This is a genomic window from Mycobacterium sp. 48b (assembly GCF_048282725.1).
Lineage (GTDB): Bacteria > Actinomycetota > Actinomycetes > Mycobacteriales > Mycobacteriaceae > Mycobacterium.
The window spans coordinates 5,719,447-5,735,285 of sequence record NZ_JBLVUL010000001.1; the positions used below are offsets into that span (position 1 = coordinate 5,719,447).

19 protein-coding genes and 1 pseudogene are annotated in these 15,839 nt (G+C 67.2%); 13 read left to right on the top strand and 7 right to left on the bottom strand.

The annotated features are described in order from the left end of the window. Positions 1-2 precede the first annotated feature (2 nt). Together ACNQR1_RS27890 and ACNQR1_RS27895 are read left to right on the top strand one after the other, a co-directional pair. A complete protein-coding gene (locus ACNQR1_RS27890) occupies positions 3-1,034 on the top strand; it encodes an isochorismate synthase (RefSeq protein WP_418050533.1) in 1,032 nt (343 codons plus the stop codon). Continuing rightward, a complete protein-coding gene (locus ACNQR1_RS27895) occupies positions 1,031-1,519 on the top strand; it encodes a GNAT family N-acetyltransferase (protein ID WP_418048840.1) in 489 nt (162 codons plus the stop codon). Before ACNQR1_RS27890 ends, ACNQR1_RS27895 begins: the two co-directional genes overlap by 4 nt. Here ACNQR1_RS27895 and ACNQR1_RS27900 read toward each other — a convergent pair. Both ACNQR1_RS27900 and aroQ read right to left on the bottom strand, forming a co-directional pair. After that, a complete protein-coding gene (locus tag ACNQR1_RS27900) occupies positions 1,516-1,893 on the bottom strand; it encodes a hypothetical protein (protein WP_418048841.1) in 378 nt (125 codons plus the stop codon). The genes ACNQR1_RS27895 and ACNQR1_RS27900 overlap by 4 nt on opposite strands. Further along, positions 1,890-2,330, bottom strand: a complete 441-nt coding sequence (gene aroQ, locus ACNQR1_RS27905; RefSeq protein WP_418048842.1) for a type II 3-dehydroquinate dehydratase — start codon at positions 2,328-2,330, stop codon at positions 1,890-1,892. The genes ACNQR1_RS27900 and aroQ overlap by 4 nt, the downstream gene beginning before the upstream one ends. A 114-nt stretch (positions 2,331-2,444) precedes the next feature. Between aroQ and ACNQR1_RS27910 the strand changes: the two genes are divergently transcribed. The 3 genes from ACNQR1_RS27910 (at position 2,445) to whiB1 (ending at position 4,364) form a co-directional block, all read left to right on the top strand. Next, on the top strand, positions 2,445-2,852 hold the full coding sequence (locus ACNQR1_RS27910; protein ID WP_418050534.1) for a YchJ family protein: 408 nt from the start codon (positions 2,445-2,447) through the stop codon (positions 2,850-2,852). A gap of 35 nt (positions 2,853-2,887) precedes the next feature. Continuing rightward, a complete protein-coding gene (locus ACNQR1_RS27915; protein WP_418048843.1) occupies positions 2,888-3,850 on the top strand; it encodes a diacylglycerol/lipid kinase family protein in 963 nt (320 codons plus the stop codon). 259 nt (positions 3,851-4,109) lie between these two features. Continuing rightward, the gene (whiB1, locus tag ACNQR1_RS27920; RefSeq protein WP_003882795.1) at positions 4,110-4,364 is read left to right on the top strand and encodes a transcriptional regulator WhiB1; all 255 of its coding nucleotides are present in this window, start codon (positions 4,110-4,112) and stop codon (positions 4,362-4,364) included. 184 nt (positions 4,365-4,548) lie between these two features. Here whiB1 and ACNQR1_RS27925 read toward each other — a convergent pair whose 3' ends face one another. Beyond that, the gene (locus ACNQR1_RS27925; protein WP_418048844.1) at positions 4,549-6,048 is read right to left on the bottom strand and encodes a sensor histidine kinase; all 1,500 of its coding nucleotides are present in this window, start codon (positions 6,046-6,048) and stop codon (positions 4,549-4,551) included. Positions 6,049-6,067: 19 nt separating this feature from the next. Then, positions 6,068-6,283: a biotin/lipoyl-binding carrier protein gene (locus ACNQR1_RS27930; protein WP_077743593.1), complete on the bottom strand. Its 216-nt coding sequence runs from the start codon at positions 6,281-6,283 to the stop codon at positions 6,068-6,070. Positions 6,284-6,419: 136 nt separating this feature from the next. Between ACNQR1_RS27930 and ACNQR1_RS27935 the strand changes: the two genes are divergently transcribed. Next, positions 6,420-6,512, top strand: coding sequence for a 50S ribosomal protein bL37 (locus ACNQR1_RS27935; RefSeq protein WP_003882799.1), 93 nt, complete (start codon positions 6,420-6,422; stop codon positions 6,510-6,512). Between the two features lie 82 nt (positions 6,513-6,594). On the opposite strand, the gene rsrA is transcribed toward ACNQR1_RS27935, so the two are convergent. Continuing rightward, positions 6,595-6,900, bottom strand: coding sequence for a mycothiol system anti-sigma-R factor (rsrA, locus tag ACNQR1_RS27940; RefSeq protein ID WP_418048845.1), 306 nt, complete (start codon positions 6,898-6,900; stop codon positions 6,595-6,597). Then, a complete protein-coding gene (locus ACNQR1_RS27945) occupies positions 6,897-7,541 on the bottom strand; it encodes a sigma-70 family RNA polymerase sigma factor (protein WP_418048846.1) in 645 nt (214 codons plus the stop codon). The genes rsrA and ACNQR1_RS27945 overlap by 4 nt, the downstream gene beginning before the upstream one ends. A gap of 167 nt (positions 7,542-7,708) precedes the next feature. Between ACNQR1_RS27945 and ybaK the strand changes: the two are divergent. From ybaK to ACNQR1_RS27975, 6 genes and pseudogenes are all read left to right on the top strand, one after another. Continuing rightward, positions 7,709-8,244 (top strand): annotated as a pseudogene (gene ybaK / locus ACNQR1_RS27950) (Cys-tRNA(Pro) deacylase). A gap of 119 nt (positions 8,245-8,363) precedes the next feature. Then, positions 8,364-9,470 (top strand): acyl-CoA dehydrogenase family protein, encoded by a 1,107-nt coding sequence (locus tag ACNQR1_RS27955; protein ID WP_418048847.1) that lies wholly within the window; start codon positions 8,364-8,366, stop codon positions 9,468-9,470. A gap of 2 nt (positions 9,471-9,472) precedes the next feature. Next, positions 9,473-10,669: an acyl-CoA dehydrogenase family protein gene (locus ACNQR1_RS27960; RefSeq protein WP_418048848.1), complete on the top strand. Its 1,197-nt coding sequence runs from the start codon at positions 9,473-9,475 to the stop codon at positions 10,667-10,669. Between the two features lie 5 nt (positions 10,670-10,674). Then, positions 10,675-13,092 (top strand): CoA transferase, encoded by a 2,418-nt coding sequence (locus ACNQR1_RS27965; protein ID WP_418048849.1) that lies wholly within the window; start codon positions 10,675-10,677, stop codon positions 13,090-13,092. A 70-nt stretch (positions 13,093-13,162) separates the two neighbouring features. Continuing rightward, positions 13,163-14,083 carry a LysR family transcriptional regulator gene (locus ACNQR1_RS27970; protein ID WP_418048850.1) on the top strand — a complete coding sequence of 307 codons (921 nt, stop codon included), beginning with the start codon at positions 13,163-13,165 and terminating at the stop codon, positions 14,081-14,083. A gap of 124 nt (positions 14,084-14,207) precedes the next feature. After that, a complete protein-coding gene (locus tag ACNQR1_RS27975) occupies positions 14,208-14,648 on the top strand; it encodes a M15 family metallopeptidase (RefSeq protein WP_418050535.1) in 441 nt (146 codons plus the stop codon). Between the two features lies 1 nt (position 14,649). On the opposite strand, the gene ACNQR1_RS27980 is transcribed toward ACNQR1_RS27975, so the two are convergent. Then, positions 14,650-14,799 carry a metallothionein gene (locus ACNQR1_RS27980; protein WP_418048851.1) on the bottom strand — a complete coding sequence of 50 codons (150 nt, stop codon included), beginning with the start codon at positions 14,797-14,799 and terminating at the stop codon, positions 14,650-14,652. A gap of 93 nt (positions 14,800-14,892) precedes the next feature. On the opposite strand from ACNQR1_RS27980, the gene ACNQR1_RS27985 reads away from it, so the two are divergent. Further along, positions 14,893-15,741: an SDR family oxidoreductase gene (locus ACNQR1_RS27985; protein WP_418048852.1), complete on the top strand. Its 849-nt coding sequence runs from the start codon at positions 14,893-14,895 to the stop codon at positions 15,739-15,741. The last annotated feature ends 98 nt before the right edge of the window (positions 15,742-15,839 follow it).

Here is a 15,839-nt window from a genome sequence, read left to right on the forward strand (position 1 = left end):
GAATGCGTGCCGGATTCCCCGACATCGCCGACGCGCAGGCAGCCCTGCGCTCGGGAACTCCAATTGTTTTGGGCGCGTTGCCATTCGATCTGGCGACGCCTGCCGCCCTGTACGAACCCGAGACGGTCCGGTTCAGCGATGCGCTGCCGTCCTGGCCCACCAGTCCACCTCCCGCGGTGGTGGACCGCGAAACCCTGCCGCCGGGACCGGTGCACCGCGGCCGGGTGGCCGAGGCGATCCGGCGACTGCGCGACCCGCAGATCCCGATCGACAAGGTGGTGCTGGCCCGCGCGCTGCGCCTGACCGCCGATTCCCCGTGGGAGGTGCGAAGCGTGCTGCGCAGGCTTGCCGACGCCGACCCGGCCGCCACGGTCTACCTGGCGGACCTGTCCGCGGCGGGCGGCGCCCACACCGGCACCGTCCTGGTCGGCGCGAGTCCCGAGTTGCTGGTGGCGCGCGAGGGCGAGACGGTGATCTGCCAACCGTTCGCCGGGTCGGCGCCACGATCGGCCGATCCGCAGATCGATGCGGCCAACGCGGCCGCGCTGGCGGCATCGGCGAAGAACCGACATGAGCATCAGCTCGTGGTCGACATGATGCGTCAGGCGCTGGACCCGTTGTGCGTGGATCTGCAGATCGCCGACGAACCCGAGTTGCACGGCACCGACGCACTGTGGCACCTGAGCACCCCGGTGGTGGGCAGGTTGCGCGAAAAGCACATCACGGCAATCGATCTGGCACTCGCGTTGCATCCCACCCCGGCCGTCGGCGGAGTCCCGACCGAGGGGGCCACTGCCCTGATCGGAGAACTCGAGGGCGATCGCGGGTTCTACGCCGGCGCCGTCGGCTGGTGCGACAGCCGCGGCGACGGCCGCTGGGTCGTCTCGATCCGGTGCGCGGTGTTGTCCGCAGATCGATCGACGGCACTGGCCAGTGCGGGCGGAGGTATCGTCGCCGAATCCGATCCAGATGACGAAGTCGACGAGACCACCACGAAATTCAGGACCATCCTGACCGGACTAGGGGCAACATGAGCGAGTTGATCCGCCGGGCGCGGCCCGGTGACGAGGTCGAGATCACCGCGATGATTCGCGAGTTGGCCGAGTTCGAACGGGCCGCGGACGAATGTACGGTGACCGAAAAGCAGATGCACACGGCGCTTTTCGGCGACCGTCCGGTGGCGTACGCGCACATGGTGGAGATCGACGGGCAGATTGCTGCGACCGCGGTGTGGTTCCTGAACTTCTCCACCTGGGACGGCGTCGCCGGACTCTATCTGGAGGACCTCTACGTGCGTCCGGTGTTCCGGCGTCGGAGGCTGGCCCGAAAACTGTTGTCCACGTTGGCCGGTGAGTGCGTCGAGCAGGGCTACTCGCGGATGACCTGGGCGGTACTGAACTGGAACGTCAACGCCATCGCGCTGTACGACGCCGTCGGTGGCAAGCCGCAGACCGAATGGACCACCTACCGGGTATCGGGCCCGGAACTTTCGGCATTGGCCGCCGAGCGCCGCGACTAGCCGCGCCGGGTGATCCAGTCCACCGAGGACGGGCTGAACAACAGGCCCAGCGTCACCAGGGCGAGCAATCCGACCAGGGCGCCGTACACGACGTGGTGTGAGGTGATCACGTACCAGGCCACGGGCAGCAAGAGCAGGTTGGTCAACACCGCGATCCCCCGGCCCCAGCGCCGAGCGGTGATCAGCGCCCAACCGCCGGCGAGCACCCCGCCACCGATCAGGACGAACCAGATCGCGGTGCCGTACCCGCTGACGATGTGCTGGTCGGCACCGCCGATCGCACGCACCAGCAGCACGACCGCCATGATCAGCGCGGCGATCCCTTCGGCGGCGGTCAGAAATCCTGCGTACCGGATGGAGGGAGGCTGGATCACGACTGCCGCTCCGCGAGGTAGCGCACCGCGTACTCGTATCCGGCCGGACCCGCTCCGGCGATCACGACCTGCGCGACAGCCGACACGTACGAGTGGTGGCGGAACGGTTCCCGGGTGTGGATGTTGCTCAGGTGCACCTCGACCACCGGCAGTTCGGCGGCGCTCAGCGCGTCGCGGATGGCCACCGAGGTGTGGCTGTAGGCCGCGGGATTGATGATGATGCCCGTGCAGTCACCACGGGCCGCCTGGATCGCGTCGACCAGCACGCCCTCGTGGTTGCTCTGCACCGCGCGAACCTCGAAACCGAACCCTGCTGCCACCTCGGCCACCCGCTGCTCGATCTGAGCCAGCGTGGTGGACCCGTAGATCTCGGGCTGCCGGGTGCCGAGCATGTTGAGATTCGGCCCGTTGACGAGCAACAATCGACGTTCGGTCACCTGCAGTACGGTACCGGCTGGTTCCCGTGTCGAGATCGACACCAGGGTTGCAATTGGGCAAAAGGCGCAGCCCTCATGTCGATCTCGGCGTCGAGGACGGGCCGTGAGCGACCGATGGAGATACTGGACCGCGTGTCGAGCGTGAACCTCTGCCCGTGCGGTACCGGCAGCGCCTACCCCGACTGCTGCGGGCCGTTGCACGCCGGCGTCCGCCCGGCCCCGACCGCCGTCGCACTGATGCGGTCACGGTTCAGCGCCTTCGCCGTGGGGGACGTCGAGTACCTGCTGACCTCCTGGCATCCCGACACCCGTCCCGTCGAGCTGACCCTCGACGAGACCGTCACCTGGCGACGGTTGCAGATCGTCGACACCGACGCCGGCGACGAGGCCGACACCACCGGCGTGGTGGAGTTCCGAGCCCAATACGTCCACGGCGGCAGCCGGCACATCCTTCACGAACGCAGTCGTTTCGAGCGGGTGAAGGGTGAGTGGCGTTACGTGGACGGCGAGATCTACGAATAACGGCAGGACACCTCGCCCGGTTAGGCTCATGCCCCGTGCGTGCCGTGCTGATCGTCAACCCGAACGCCACCTCGACCACCCCGGCGGGTCGTGACCTGCTCGCCCATGCGCTGGAAAGCCGGGTGACGCTGACCGTCGAACACACCAACCACCGAGGTCACGCGATCGAGATCGCCAGTGCCGCCGCCCGCGACGGCGTGGATGTGCTGATCGTGCACGGCGGCGACGGCACGGTCAACGAGGTGGTCAACGGCGTGCTCGGGGACTGCGGAACCCGCCCCGACGCGGGCCTGGCGCCCGCCGTGGCCGTCGTCCCGGGTGGTTCGGCCAACGTCTTCGCCCGGGCTTTGGGCATCAGCCCCGATCCCATCGAGGCCACCAACCAACTCGTCGACCTGCTCGGCGGCTATCGGATGGGGCGTCCGTGGCGCCGTATCGGGCTGATGGACTGCGGCGAGCGCTGGGGCGTGTTCACCGCGGGCATGGGCATGGACGGTGACGTGGTGGCGGCTGTGGAGGCCCAGCGCGAGAAGGGACGCAAGGTCACCGCGTCGCGCTACATCCGGGTGGCCGTCCGCGAGTTCTTCGCCGGCGCGCGCAAGGAACCGACCCTGACGCTGCAGCTGCCGGGCGCCGATCCGGTCGGCGGGGTGCATTTCGCGTTCGTGTCGAACTCCAGCCCGTGGACGTATGCGAACAGCCGCCCGGTGTGGACGAACCCGGAGACCACGTTCGACACCGGCCTTGGCGTGTTCGCCACCACGAGCATGAACGTCTGGGCGAATCTGCGGCTGGTCCGGCAGATGGTGGCCCGCAATCCCCGCTTGGAGGCCAAGCATCTGATCCGCGCGGACGACGTCTCGTCGGTCACCGTGACGAGCAACACGCCTGTCGCGTGCCAGATTGACGGAGATTACATCGGTGAGCGCGAAACCATGACGTTCACGTCGGTCCCCGAGGCGCTGAGCGTTGTCGCACCGACGAATAAAACCGATTGACCTGCACAAACACACCGTCTACGGTGGAATTAGGGCGCAGCTAGTTTGGAAGTGTAGTACACAGGATGCAGGGGGCAGGTCACCGACCCCGCCAGTGACATTGCCCACGTGTTAACTCAATGCTATTGACATCTGTTCAGCCTGTGAAAGCATCAATGCAACAGTGCAGAAACATTCGTGTGCACGCGTTAACAGCCGAAGAAAATCTAGTGCGCTTCGCCGCGCACGCATGACATGTCTAACGAGGAGTTTGATCATTATGGATTGGCGCCACAAGGCCGTCTGTCGCGACGAAGATCCGGAGCTGTTCTTCCCCGTGGGAAACAGTGGCCCGGCGCTCGCTCAGATCGCTGACGCGAAGCTGGTGTGCAACCGTTGCCCGGTAACCACCGAGTGCCTCACCTGGGCCTTGGACTCCGGCCAGGACGCCGGCGTGTGGGGCGGGATGAGCGAGGACGAGCGTCGTGCGCTCAAGCGTCGCAACGCCCGCACCAAGGCCCGCACCGGAGTCTGACCCTTCGGTCCAGATCCCGACGCAAGCTACGGCCCCGACGAATGTCGGGGCCGTAGCTTATTTCTGTGACAATTTCCGCAGCAAATTGCGTAATTGTCGTCACATTTCGTATTGACGCAACTGCGTAATTGCTTCGGTGGTACTGACGTCCCACTGTGGACGTCCTGTGAATCCGCCGACGACCTCACTGGATCCCGCGACTGCGGCGTCCGATGGGCACCCGCAGCACCACATCGGTTCCCCCCGACGGGTCGTCGTGCATGCCCAGCGAGCCGTCCAATTCCGCGGTGACCAGTGTCCGAACGATCTGCAGACCCAGTCGGTCGGACTTCTCCAGGCTGAACCCGTCGGGCATGCCACGCCCGTCGTCGTGCACCACGACGTCGAGCCAGCGGGCCGACCGCTCGGACCGGATGGTCACACACCCTTGGGGCGTGTTCGCGTCGAAGGCGTGCTCGATGGCGTTCTGCACCAATTCGGTGATCACCATGATCAGCGCCGTCGCACGGTCGGCGTCGAGCACCCCGAGGGCGCCGTCCCGATTGATCCGGATCGGCGTGTCCACCGACGCGACATCGTTCATGATCGGCAGGATCCGGTCGATCACCTCGTCGAGGTTGACCTCCTCGTCGACCGACATCGACAGGGCGTCGTGCACCAGCGCGATCGAGGACACCCGCCGCACCGACTCGATCAGTGCCTCGCGGGCCTCCAGATTGTTGGTCCGGCGCGCCTGCAGCCGCAGCAGGGCCGCCACGGTCTGCAGATTGTTCTTCACCCGGTGATGGATCTCCCGGATGGTGGCGTCCTTGCTCAGCAACGCGCGGTCACGCCGTTTGACCTCGGTGACGTCGCGGATCAGGACAGCGGCACCGACCGCCGCGCCGTGCACCACCAGCGGCAGGGTCCGCAACAGCACCGCCGCACCACCGGCGTCCACCTCCATACGCATGCTGGAGCCGCCGGCCAGCGAGTCGCGCACGTGGTTGGCCAGTTCCTGGGCCTCGAACGGGTCGGAGATCAACGGACGGGTGACGGTCACCAGATTGTGCCCGTCGAGTTCTGAGGCCAGCCCCATGCGGTGATAGGCCGAGATGGCGTTGGGACTGGCGAACACCACGTCGCCGACCTCGTCGAGCCGGATGAACCCGTCGCCCACCCGTGGGCTGGAGCGCGACATGGCCAGATCGCCGACATTGGGGAAGGTGCCCTCCGACAGCATGTGCAGCAGATCGCTCGCACAGTCCAGGTAAGCGCCCTCCAGTGGACTGGCCATCCGGCGGGTGGCCAACGCGGTCTGATGAGTCAGTACCGCGACCACGTGATCACGGTGCCGCACCGGCACCGCTTCCACGTTCAGGCCGGGAAGGTCCGGCGAATGTCGTTGCGTACCACCGTTTCCGCGCCCGATCGCCCCGGACTCGAAGGCCGTGGCGACAACGGGGAGGTCGGCGGCCGCCGCGAGCGTGCCGACCGAGTCGGCCAGCAATACGGTGGGGGCGGTGTTGGGACGCACCTGCGCGACGCACACCAGGACGCTGTCGTCGCGACGCACCCACATCAGGTAGTCGGCGAACGACAGGTCGGCCAACAGCTGCCACTCCCCGACCACCGCGTGCAGGTGGTCCACCGCGCTGCCGGGCAGCACGGTGTGCTCGGCGAGCAGGTCACCGAGGGTGGACATCAGCCAACTTCCCGCAGCGTCAGTCGATCACCGCGATGAGATCGCCGGCCTGGATCACATCGCCCTCGGCGACGTTGACCTTGGTCACCGTGCCCGCGATCTCGGCGAGGACCGGGATCTCCATCTTCATCGACTCGAGCAGCACCAGGGTGTCCCCTGCACCGATCTGATCGCCCTCGTGAACCACGACCTCGAGCACACTGGCCACGATTTCGGCGCGAACGTCCTCGGCCATCTTCACCCCACTTCACTACCGCTGCCAACCCGACTACTTCTGCGGCCTATATCGAACCACAACACCGGGTGGTCAGCGCCGCCCCCGGGTCATGAGACACTAGGGAGCAAGCTCTTACACCATCTGGAGGATCATCATGGCCAAGCGTGGCCGCAAGAAGCGGGACCGCAAGCACTCGAAGGCGAACCACGGCAAGCGCCCCAACGCCGGTTCGAAGTCAGTGCGCTAGCCACTTCGGCAGACTGTGACCGCCCGACTCCCTTCGGAGATCGGGCGGTTTGTCGTTGGGCCGGCGGGGGCAAACCGCCTGGTCAGCCCCGGATGATCGTGGTCTGGCTGATCTGGATGCGCAGCCGTTCCCGCAGCCCCTCAGGGGCCTTCTCGCCACTGCACTTGGCCGCGATGAGCCGCTTGACGCGCTCCTCGACGCCGTAGTGACGCAGGCAGGCCGGGCATTCTTCGAGGTGGTGCTTGAGCTTGTCGCGGCTTTCGGCCGTGCATTCACCGTCGAGCAACGTCCATACCTCGGCGATCACCGCCGCGCAGTCCGGGTGCTCCGGGTCGACGGGACCGATCGGCGGGGTCCAGCGCTCGTCCTCATCGTGCTTCTCGCTCACGACGACACCTCCTCCGGCTCACCGAGCTGACCTCGGATGAAGCCACGATCCCTGGCCACGTCGGACAGCAGCTCACGCAGCTGCTTGCGGCCGCGGTGCAGTCGGGACATCACGGTCCCGATGGGAGTATCCATGATCTCGGCGATCTCCTTGTAGGGGAAGCCCTCGACGTCGGCGTAGTACACCGCCATCCGGAATTCCTCGGGCAACGCCTGCAGCGCTGCCTTGATCTCGGTGTCGGGCAGCGCCTCGAGTGCCTCGACCTCCGCCGACCGCAGACCGGTCGAGGAATGCTCGGCATTGGACGCCAGCTGCCAGTCGGTGATCTCGTCGGTCGGGTACTCAGCGGGTTGGCGCTGCTTCTTGCGGTAGCTGTTGATGTACGTGTTGGTCAGGATGCGGTACAGCCACGCCTTGAGGTTGGTGCCCTCGCGGAAAGACCGGAACCCGGCGTAGGCCTTGACCATGGTTTCCTGCAGCAGGTCCTCGGCGTCGGCGGGGTTGCGGGTCATCCGCAAGGCGCCGCCGTAGAGCTGGTCCAGCAGCGGGATGGCATCACGTTCGAACCGGGCGGTCAGCTCGGCATCGGTTTCGGCAGTCGGCTGCGGCGTGTCAGGCTCAGCCTGCTCGACGTCAGTCATCGTGGGAAACACCTTCCCTTCTGTCACGGCGCCACCAGGAGCTCCGGAATACCACTGGGTATCCGGCGGCCGTTCCAGGCATACGGTTGGCACCAGAATCCTCCTTACTGATCCTAGAGCGTGCTACCGACAAGTAGCGCTGAGCAGGTGTCGAGAGCAATAACAGCATGTGGGTGCCGCTGTGTTCCCGGCGTGCCCGGCTACCCTTGAGCGCCGTGGCACGTGCAGCGACTCCCGCGATCGCAGCTCTGGTGGCCGCGGGCATCGACCACGAAGTGGTGGCCTACCAGCACGACCCTCGCAACGAGTCGTTCGGCGACGAGGCGGTCGCCCAGTTGGCGGCGGACGGCATCGTCGCCGAACAGGTCTTCAAAACGCTCGTTATCGCACTGCCGAAAGGGCTGGCGGTAGCAGTAGTCCCAGTGCCGAAGAAGCTGTCCCTCAAAGCCGCCGCGGCCGCATTGGGCGTTCCGAAGGTGGAAATGGCCGACCCGGTCGCCGCTCAGCGGTCCACGGGCTACGTCGTGGGCGGGATCTCCCCCTGGGCCAGCGCAAGCGGCTGCCGACAGTCGTCGACACCTCGGCACTGGCCTTCGACAAGGTGCTCTGCAGCGCGGGCAAGCGCGGCTTGGACGTGGCGCTGTCGCCCGAGGACCTGATCCGCGCGACCTCGGCGGTGACAGCCGACATCGGCGTTTCCTGACTTCGGGGTAGGCCGCGCCACCGGCATGTCGCAAACGGAAACCTGTCGGTGTGCGAATCCGTGATTTACACCACGGCTCAGGCCGGATTGCATGGACCCGACGAGGAAGGCGGGTGCACATGACGATCAGCGTGGCCGAGCGGGCGGAACTGGCCGCCGCGGTCTCCGAGTTGCTGCACGACGAATGCACCGAGCACGACGTACGCCGGGTGATGGGCACCGACGACGGGTTCGATCGCCGGCTGTGGCGCAAGCTCGCCGCCCAAGGTGTCACCGGACTGCTGGTCGGCAGTGAGTACGGCGGCGTCGGTCTCGGAGCCCTCGAGCTCGAGGCTGTCGCCGAGGTGACCGGCGCTGCGCTGTTGCCCGCACCGTTCCTGTCGAGCGCGGTACTGGCCACGGCGCTGATCGAGGCGGCAGGCACCGACGACGACAAGCAACGCCTGCTTCCCGGCCTGGTCGACGGCACCTCGGTGGGGACCGTCGCGGTGACAGGTGCCCGCGGCACCTGGGCGCGGGAGGGCGTCTCGGTACGCGCCTCGGCCGCGGATGGGGCCACCTACGCGCTGACCGGCAACGCCCACTACGTCATGCACGGTCAGGTGGCCGACGTGATCCTGGTCGTCGCCCGCGTCAACGGAGACTTCGGCGTGTTCCGGGTCGCACCCGACGCCGATGGCTTCGAGCGCACGGTCGCAACGGTTTTCGACCCGACCGTCCCGCTGTCGACCTACACGTTCGACGCCACGCCGGCCCACCGTATCGGCACCGCCGGCTGGGACGCGGTGCAGCATGCCCTCGATCTCGCGTTGATCGCACTGGCCGGCGAACAGGTCGGCGGTGCACGGCGGATCTTCGACATCACCGTGGACTACCTCAAGACCCGGATCCAGTTCGGCCGTCCCATCGGCAGCTTCCAGGCACTCAAGCACATGGCGGCCGACCTGCTGATTCAGGTGGAATCGGCCACCTCGGCCGCCCAGCACGCCGCGGCCGAGCTGGCCTCCGGCAGCGAAAAGGCGAGCGGTGCAATCGCTCTGGCCGGATTCGCGTGTGCCGAGGCCTACCACACGACGGCCATGTCGGCGATCCAGATGCACGGCGGTATCGCGTTCACCTGGGAGCACCCGGCACACCTGTTCCTGCGCCGCGCGCGCACCGGCCTGCAGCTGCTCGGCGGCTCCGGGCTGCACCGCGAGCGCTACCTCACGTCGAAAGGCGCCTGAAGATGACCGCCAACGACCTGCCCAGTGCCGAGGAACTGCGCACCGAGGTGCGCGACTGGCTCGCCCAGAACTGGTCCGGGCTGACGAAATCCACCAATCCGTGGGTCAGCTCTCCCGAGCGGGTGGCCTGGCTGCAGAAGGTGCTCGACGCCGGGTACGCCGTGCCGACATACCCCACCGAGTGGTTCGGGCGGGGGTACCCGAATGCACTGGCCGCCGTCATCGAGCAGGAGTTCCGTGCGGTCAAGGCACCCGGCGCGCGCCAGGACAAATACAGCATCCCGGCCAACACGGCGCTCAAATTCGGCACCGAGCAGCTCAAGAACGACCTGGTGCGTGACTTCCTGACCGAACAGGCCCGCACCTGTCTGCTCTACAGCGAGCCGGGAGCCGGATCGGATCTGGCAGCGGTACGCACCACCGCGATTCGCGACGGTGACGAGTGGGTGGTCAACGGCCAGAAGGTGTGGACGTCGGGTGCCACCACGTCCGAGTACGCGCTGCTGATCGCGCGCACCGACTGGGACGTGCCCAAGCACAAAGGCTTGAGCTTCTTCATGATTCCGATGCGCCAGGCCGGCATCGATGTCCGTCCACTGGTCCAGATCACCGGTGAATCGCACTTCAACGAGGTGTTCATCACCGATGCACGGGTGCCCGATGCCTACCTCCTTGGCGGCGAGGGCAACGGATGGCGGGTGCTGCAGACCGCACTGGCCTACGAGCGGTCCATCATGGGCGACGGCGGACGCGGCTCGCGCAACCGGACCCGGGCCGACGACCTCATCGGCCTGGCGCGCGACCACGGCCGCCTGGAAGATCCGGCGGTCCGCAGGGAACTGGCGGACGTGCTGGCGTTGCGCGAACTCAACTCGCTCAACAACGCCCGTGCCAAAGCCGCTGCGGCACAAGGTACATCCAGCTCAATCATGTCGCTGGGCAAGCTGGCGATGTCGAACATCCTGCACGCCGAGGCACGCCTCAAGACCGAGATCATCGGCGCGGAAGCACTTCTGGCGGGTCCGGACAACCCAGAAGCCGACGACATCAACTTCCTGACCCTCAACGCGTTCTTCACGTCGATCGGCGGCGGTACCGACCAGATTCAGCGCAACATCATCGGCGAACGCGTTCTCGGCCTGGCCAAGGAGCCCGAGGTCGATCGCGACATCCCCTTCCGCCAGGCCCGCCGGAGCTGACACCGATGGCCAAACCGGACGACTACGACCCACCACTGGCCGGGGTCCGCATCCTCGACCTGTCGCGCGGACCGATGACGGCGGTGGGACGCCTGCTGGCCGACCTCGGCGCCACGGTGACCCAGGTGCACGTGCACGGTGTCACCGAAGAACCCGCCGGCCCCATCGTCGAGGGCGCCGGAGTCGATCCCGAATCGGTCGGCATCGCGATCAACCGACACGGGGTGGACACCGTCGCCATCGATCCGTCGACCCCCGACGACCACCGGCGGTGGGTTCACCTGCTGGCCGGGGCCGACATCCTGATCGAGGACACCCGCCCCGGATCGGCCGGCGAAAAAGCCTTGGCGGCCCGCAACATTCACGCGGAGCACCCGCGCCTGGTGATCCTGTCGATCAGCGATTTCGGTCGCGACACCAGCTACCGCGACTGGCACGCCACCACTCCGGTGCTGCACGCCTTGACCAGTGAGCTGTCCCGCTCGGGAATCCCGGGACGCGAGCCCCTGGTGCCTCCCGCCGCCCAACTCCCCTACCACGTGGCCGCGGCGCAGGCCGCCGTGATGACCATCAGCGTTTACCTGGACCGATTACGCACCGGTGAAGGCGATTTCATCGATTTCTCGATTCTCGACGGGGCCATGCAGACGCTCGACCCTCCGTACGGGACAGCCGGCACAGCCTCGGCCGGGGTCGCACTCAGCGCGCAACAACGTGACTGGAACGCCGAACGCCTGCGGTACCCGATCATCGCGTGCAAGGACGGGCACGTGCGGATCTGCCTGCTGGCAAAACGCCAGTGGCACGGCATGTTCGAGTGGATGGGCCGCCCGGCTCAGTTCGCCGATCCCTCGTTCGACCGGCTGCGGGTGCGGTTCAGCTCGCCGGAGTTGATGACCGAGATCGGACGGTTCTGCGCCGGCCAGACCCGGGCCGAGCTGGAGGTCGCCGGCCAGCGGCACGGGGTGCCGACAGCGGCCGTGCTGACCCTGGCCGAAACTCTCGGCACCGAACAGGTCAAGAGCCGCGGGTACTTCCACGAGGTCGACCTGTCCCCCGGGATGTCCGCACCGGTGCCGGCGGGCGTCGTCGAGATCGACGGGCACCGGGCCAACACTCTGAACCTTTCCGAACGGGCTCCGGACCACCCGCGCCGAATCGACGTCGCCCCCCTCCTCGGCGGCCGCCGACGCCGCGACGAGGGCCTTCCGCTGGAAGGCGTGCGCGTGCTGGACCTCGGTGTGATCGTCGTCGGGTCCGACACCGGACGATTGTTCGGCGACCTCGGCGCCGACGTCATCAAGATCGAGAACTCGGCGTTCCCGGACGGGCTGCGCGGCAATCCGAACTCGATGTCGCAGACCTACGCCGCCGGCCATCGAAACAAGCGCTCGATCGGCATCGATCTGCGGACGCCGGAGGGCCGGGCCCTGGCCCACCGGCTGGTGACCCTGTCCGACGTCGTGCTGACCAACTTCAAACCGGGCGTGGCCGAGACACTGGGCATGGACCACCAGACCTTGCGGGAGCTGAACCCGGGCATCGTGGTCGTCGACAGTTCGGCGTTCGGGCCCACCGGGCCGTGGGCGAAGCGGATGGGCTACGGCCCGCTGGTGCGTGCGGCCGCGGGGTTCACCGACCTGTGGGTGTACCCCGGCGAACCGGAGTCGTTCTGCGACACCGTCACCGTCTACCCCGATCACGTGGCCGCGAGGATCGGCGCGCTCGGCGCGCTGGCCCTGCTGCTGCGCCGCGAACGCACAGGCTCCGGCGGCTCGGTCAGCGTCGCGCAATCGGAGGTGATGCTCAGCCACCTGGCCGGCGAGATCGCGGCCGAGGTCCTGGTGCGGCGCGGGCACGAGCCCTCCCGCCGTCCGGTCCACGATGCGCCGTGGGGACTGTTCCCGGCAGCCGGCGAGGACCGGTGGCTCGCCGTGACCGTGCGCGACGACGCCGAATGGCGTGCGCTGTGCGACGTGATCGACCGTCCTGACCTGAGCGCCGACGCACACCTGGCCAATCCCACCGGGCGCGACGCCCAGCGTGGCCGCATCGACGAGGCCGTGCGGTCCTGGACGTCACAGCGCCCGGCGACCGAGGCGATGGATCTGCTGCAGGCGGCCGGGGTTCCGGCCGGCGCTGCGCTGCGTGCCGCAGAGGTCGCCGACTGGGACTACTACGTGCAGCGCCGCGCCTTCCGCGAGGAACTGCACCCGCACGCCGACGAGCCGTTCACGATGGAGAACGTGCAGATCCACTCGGATCGCATCGCTGATCCACCACTGCTGCAGGCGCCGCTACTCGGCGAGCAGACCCGCGAGATCGCCGCCGAACTGCTCGGTATGGACAACTCCGAGATCGATGAGCTGATCGCGGCCGGGGTGCTCGAAGTCCCGCAGAACGCGCAACCGGCGGGGCGCTGATCGCGCGTCTCGTACGATTCGTGGATCACCCCTCGCCGAATACCGCCCTCGCACAGCCGGAAATGACCGCATGGACTTCACCAGACTCAGGTACTTCGTTGCGGTCGCCGAGGAACTGCATTTCAAGCGGGCCGCCGACCGCCTGATGATCACCCCGCCTCCGTTGAGCAAACAGATCAAGCTGCTGGAGAAGGAGCTCGGCGGGCAGCTCTTCGAGCGCAACTACCACGAGGTCCGCCTGACGCCGTTGGGTGCGAAACTGCTCGGGCCCGCCCGCGAGATCCTGCGTCAGGTCGACGAATTGAAGGCCACCGCGGTGCGGCTCACCGAGGGAGTCGCGACGGTCCGGGTGGGAGCGACCGCCTATGCGCCGTCGGATTTCGTGGCACAGGTAGAGACCGCCGTCGCCGACCTGGCAGTGCCGACCGAGTTCAGCGTGCCCGGGTCGGCTGCGGAGGTGACGGCCAAGCTGGTGTCCGGCCACCTCGACCTCGGACTGATCCATCTGCCCACCTCCGACAAACGGCTGCAATACCGGGTGGTGGCCACCTTCCAGGGTGCAGTGGCAGTGCGGTTCGACGATCCGCTGGCGGCCAAGGATCTGGTGTCGATCGAGGAATTGCGCGATCGCGACGTCGTGATCGACTTCGCCCGGCCCAATCCCGTCATGCTGGCCGGCCTGACCCGTGCGCTCAACGCACGTGGGGTGACCCGCATCGTGCGCACCACCAACCAGTTCGGCGGCGAGCTGGAGATGGCCGCCCAGGTGTCCAACCGGCACCTCGTCGCGCTGGTGCCCTACGCGCCCGAATCGTTGATAGGCAAGATCTTCTCCCCACCGGATTTCAGGCTGGTGCCCATCGACGAGAGCACCTGGTCGCCGGCCCGCATCGCCTTGGCCTGGGTACCCGATCGGCTGAAGAATCCGGCGCAGATCGAGGCGATGGTGGCCGAATTGGTGTTGGTACTGGCCCGCTCGCGGGCGCAGTAATGTGTTGACGGTGATGCCGACGATGGTGGGAGCAAGTGTGGTCTCGAGCGTCGCCGCGTTGGCGGCCCTGCTCGGCACGTCCGCACCCGCACCGCAGATCCGTCTCGTCGACGACACCGTCCCGATGACCCAGGGTGACGGTTCCCTGGCAGACGGGCAGGTCCTGACCCCGTTCGACGTGCAGAACCCCGCGATCGGCCGGCTGGATCCGCGGCTGCTGGCCGCCGTTCAGAATGCCGCCACTGCCGCGGCGGCCGACGGCGTGACCATGACGATCAACTCGGGTTGGCGGTCGGCTGCCTTCCAGCAATCGCTGCTGGACCAGGCGGTGCAGACCTATGGCAGCCTCGCGGCCGCACGCCAGTACGTCCAGACACCGACGGCGTCCCGGCATGTGACCGGTGAGGCCGTCGATGTCGGCGGTCCGCAGGCCGATCACTGGCTGATCGCCAACGGTGCACGCTTCGGCCTTTGCCAGATCTATGCCAACGAGTTGTGGCATTTCGAGTTGGTCGCCGACCCGGCGGGCAACTGTCCGCCGCTGCAGCCCGACGCAGCGGGCTGATCTATTCGGCGACGGGCACCATATCGGCGCCGCACGTGCACTTGTAGCTGCTTTCCGGGCCTTCGCAATGACATTCGGACTCGACGCGGATCCGGCACCCACAACCTTCGTGCGCACAGGTCAGCACGGTCCCGGTAGGAGCGACGCTCATGTCTTCCTCCAATTCGTCGGCAAATCCATCGTCCCCCCGGCATAGCCCTGAACCGGGCAATTCAATCCATCCCGGTCGGCATATCGTGTCCCTATGACTCTGTCCGGGAAGACCATGTTCATCTCCGGCGCCAGCCGCGGCATCGGCCTGGCGATCGCCAAGAAAGCCGCCGCCGACGGCGCCAACATCGCGCTGGTGGCCAAGACCGCCGAACCCCATCCCAAGCTCGAGGGCACGGTCTACACGGCCGCCAAGGAGATCGAGGAGGCCGGCGGGCAGGCCCTGCCGATCGTCGGCGACGTCCGTGACGGTGACTCGGTGGCGGCCGCGGTCGCCAAGGCCGTCGAGCAGTTCGGTGGCATCGACCTCTGCGTCAACAATGCCTCCGCCATCAACCTCGGCTCCATCGAGGAAGTTCCGCTCAAGCGCTTCGACCTGATGAACGGGATCCAGATCCGCGGCACCTACGCCGTGTCGCAGGCCTGCATCCCGCACATGAAGGGCCGGGAGAACCCGCACATCCTGACGCTGTCCCCGCCGATCCGGCTGGAGTCCGAGTGGCTCAAGCCGACCGCCTACATGATGGCGAAGTTCGGAATGACGCTGTGTGCGTTGGGTATTGCCGAGGAGATGCGTGAAGCGGGTATCGCTTCGAACACCCTCTGGCCGCGCACCCTGGTCGCCACCGCGGCCGTGCAGAATCTGCTCGGCGGTGACGAGGCCATGGGCCGCGCCCGCAAGCCCGACGTCTACGCCGACGCCGCCTACACGATCTTCAACAAGCCGGCCCGGGAGTACACCGGGCAGAGCCTGCTGTGCGAGGACGTCCTGGTGGACAACGGCGTCACCGATCTGTCCGTGTACGACTGCGTGCCCGGATCTGATCTCGGCGTCGACCTGTGGGTGGACACCCCCAACCCGGCGGGATACACCCAGCCGTAGCAATCAGGCACCACGCAGCGCACGCTCGCCCACAGCGAGCGTGCGCTGTTTGCCGCCAGAAAATGCTTGCTGGCCTGCATATTCGCGAGTAGTATCGA

Excerpts from the sequence above, each read along its gene's own strand:
- ACNQR1_RS27890 (WP_418050533.1), top strand. The coding sequence starts at position 3 with ATGCGTGCCGGATTCCCCGACATCGCCGACGCGCAGGCAGCCCTGCGC.
- ACNQR1_RS27895 (WP_418048840.1), top strand. The coding sequence starts at position 1,031 with ATGAGCGAGTTGATCCGCCGGGCGCGGCCCGGTGACGAGGTCGAGATC.
- ACNQR1_RS27910 (WP_418050534.1), top strand. The coding sequence starts at position 2,445 with ATGGAGATACTGGACCGCGTGTCGAGCGTGAACCTCTGCCCGTGCGGT.
- whiB1 (WP_003882795.1), top strand. The coding sequence starts at position 4,110 with ATGGATTGGCGCCACAAGGCCGTCTGTCGCGACGAAGATCCGGAGCTG.
- ACNQR1_RS27925 (WP_418048844.1), bottom strand. The coding sequence starts at position 6,048 with ATGTCCACCCTCGGTGACCTGCTCGCCGAGCACACCGTGCTGCCCGGC.
- ACNQR1_RS27930 (WP_077743593.1), bottom strand. The coding sequence starts at position 6,283 with ATGGCCGAGGACGTTCGCGCCGAAATCGTGGCCAGTGTGCTCGAGGTC.
- ACNQR1_RS27935 (WP_003882799.1), top strand. The coding sequence starts at position 6,420 with ATGGCCAAGCGTGGCCGCAAGAAGCGGGACCGCAAGCACTCGAAGGCG.
- ACNQR1_RS27945 (WP_418048846.1), bottom strand. The coding sequence starts at position 7,541 with ATGACTGACGTCGAGCAGGCTGAGCCTGACACGCCGCAGCCGACTGCC.
- ACNQR1_RS27955 (WP_418048847.1), top strand. The coding sequence starts at position 8,364 with ATGACGATCAGCGTGGCCGAGCGGGCGGAACTGGCCGCCGCGGTCTCC.
- ACNQR1_RS27960 (WP_418048848.1), top strand. The coding sequence starts at position 9,473 with ATGACCGCCAACGACCTGCCCAGTGCCGAGGAACTGCGCACCGAGGTG.
- ACNQR1_RS27965 (WP_418048849.1), top strand. The coding sequence starts at position 10,675 with ATGGCCAAACCGGACGACTACGACCCACCACTGGCCGGGGTCCGCATC.
- ACNQR1_RS27970 (WP_418048850.1), top strand. The coding sequence starts at position 13,163 with ATGGACTTCACCAGACTCAGGTACTTCGTTGCGGTCGCCGAGGAACTG.
- ACNQR1_RS27975 (WP_418050535.1), top strand. The coding sequence starts at position 14,208 with ATGACCCAGGGTGACGGTTCCCTGGCAGACGGGCAGGTCCTGACCCCG.
- ACNQR1_RS27980 (WP_418048851.1), bottom strand. The coding sequence starts at position 14,799 with ATGAGCGTCGCTCCTACCGGGACCGTGCTGACCTGTGCGCACGAAGGT.
- ACNQR1_RS27985 (WP_418048852.1), top strand. The coding sequence starts at position 14,893 with ATGACTCTGTCCGGGAAGACCATGTTCATCTCCGGCGCCAGCCGCGGC.